Here is a 1,357-nt window from a genome sequence, read left to right as displayed (position 1 = left end):
ACGAAATGATGATCAGGTTAAGATCAGAGGTTATCGTATAGAGTTAGGAGAGATTGAGAATCAACTAAGTTCAATAGCAGGGATTAAACAGTCATGTGTATTAGCTAAAGAATCTGAATCAAATTCTAAATACTTAGTAGGTTATTATTGTGTAGATGCAAATTACTGTGATGAAAACTTAAGAATAAATGTCTTAGAAAATTGGGAAAGCTTATATGATGATGAATATACAAATAAAACGATAGAAGATTTGAAGGTTGATTTCACTGGTTGGAATAGCTTTGTAACAGGTAAGAAAATACCTATAGATGAGATGATTTTATGGAGAGATAGCACAGTTAACAGAACACTTACGAACTGGTCTAAAAAGGTTTTAGAAGTTGGAGTAGGTTCAGGTCTTATTATGTATCCACTACTAGATAAGCAAATTAAAGAGTATGTGGGATTAGATATATCAGCAGCAGTTATTCAAAGACATAAGAATAATTTAAAAGATAAAGATAGAGTTAATTTTTATCACTTAACAGCTGATAGGTTAAATGAGATCGATCAAAATAATTTTGATACTATAATAATGAACTCAGTAATACAGTATTTTCCTTTTGTATCATATTTAGAAGAAGTGATTGATAAATGTATAGATAAGTTATCGGCTAATGGTCAGTTATTTATTGGGGATGTTAGAGATTTCAGTTTACTTAAGTCATTAATAATAGATAAGTATAATCACGATCAAAAACCATATAATGATACAGATATAGAGAAAGTAGCATTGAATGAGACTGAGCTATTAATTTCACCTTCATATTTTTTGAGGCTTGCTCAAGAAAAAGGTTTACAAGTTGATATTTTAGAAAAAGACTTTAGCTATAGGAATGAATTAAGTAAATATAGATATGATGTTGTTCTAAGAAAAAAAGTTACAGAAGATAGTCAAGTTATTAAGACATATCAGTATGAAGATATTAAAGAAAATATTGAGAGTTTACTTGAAAATAATAGTAATATATATATTGATAATATTCCCAATTTTAAACTTTTAGATAAAGAGATTCCTGATTTTTTAAGAGATTTAAGTTGTAAGTTTTATCATTATGCATCTAAAGGATCTGAATATCTATCAGCACTAATTACTAATTTTTCAGATGATATTTATACGAGTGATTGTATTACATATATAAATAGTAATAAGTTATATAATTTACCTTCTTTAAGTAAGCCTAATAAACAAACTATTTTGTCTAAACTTGCTGATAATCTACCGGAATATATGATACCGAGTATATTAGTTGAGCTTGAGAGTATGCCCTTAACTGTGAATGGTAAGTTAGATAGAAGAGCATTACCAGATCCAGAG

At 28.0% G+C, this 1,357-nt stretch carries 1 protein-coding gene; it reads left to right on the top strand.

The genetic code is table 11. The features are described 5' to 3' along the window. Positions 1 to 1,357, top strand: a 1,357-nt coding sequence (locus FTPG_RS09515; RefSeq protein WP_004288261.1) for a class I SAM-dependent methyltransferase, incomplete at both ends; no start/stop codon positions are given.

Origin of the sequence: Francisella philomiragia subsp. philomiragia ATCC 25015 (assembly GCF_000156715.1) — a bacterium.
Taxonomy (GTDB): domain Bacteria; phylum Pseudomonadota; class Gammaproteobacteria; order Francisellales; family Francisellaceae; genus Francisella; species Francisella philomiragia.
This window is presented reverse-complemented; position numbering and strand designations above follow the sequence as displayed.